General features: G+C 74.5%; 1 pseudogene. It reads left to right on the top strand.

The features are described from left to right. A pseudogene (locus AC27IO_RS24950) lies at positions 1–800 on the top strand (MFS transporter); the annotation flags it as partial.

Below are 800 nucleotides of genomic sequence, written 5' to 3' on the forward strand. Positions count from 1 at the left end.
CGCTGCTGGCCGACCAGACGCGCGATGCCGTGCGCACCAAGGCCATGGCACTGGTGGGCGGCAGCATCGGGCTGATGTTCGCCGTGGCGCTCGTCGCGGCCCCCGTGCTGGCCGCGCACATCGGCCTGGCGGGCCTGTTCGGGGCTGACCTGCGCGCTGGCGCTGGGCGGCATCGCCGTGGTGCTGTGGGTGGTGCCGCCCGAGCCCGCGCGCCATGCCGACGCCCCGCGCGGGCGCCTGGCCGAGGTGTGGCGCCATGCCGACCTGCTGCGGCTGAACCTGGGCGTTTTCGTTCTCCACACGGTGCAGATGGCCATGTGGGTCGCCGTGCCCGCGCTGCTGGTGCAGGCGGGGCTGCCCAAGGCCGGGCACTGGCAGGTGTACCTGCCCGCCGTGGTGCTGTCGTTCGCCATGATGGGCGGGCTGTTCGCGCTGGAGCGGCGCGGCCGCCTGCGCGAATCGCTGCTGACCGCCATCGGACTGGTGCTGCTGGTGCAGCTGGGCCTGGGCGGCGTGGCCGCGGCTGGCGCCGTGCCCGCGCTGTGGGCGCTGGGGCTGCTGCTGTTCGTGTTCTTTTGCGGCTTCAACGCGCTGGAGGCCAGCCAGCCCAGCCTGGTCTCGCGCATGGCGCCGCCGCACCTGCGCGGCGCGGCCCTGGGCACCTACAACACGCTGCAGTCGCTGGGCCTGTTCGCCGGGGGAGCCCTGGGCGGCGCGCTGGCCAAGTGGGCCGGCACGCCGCAGCTCTTTGCCGTGACGGCGCTGCTGTGCGCGGTATGGCTGGCCGCCAGCTGGGCTTG

The organism is Acidovorax sp. KNOB132 (assembly GCF_057541515.1).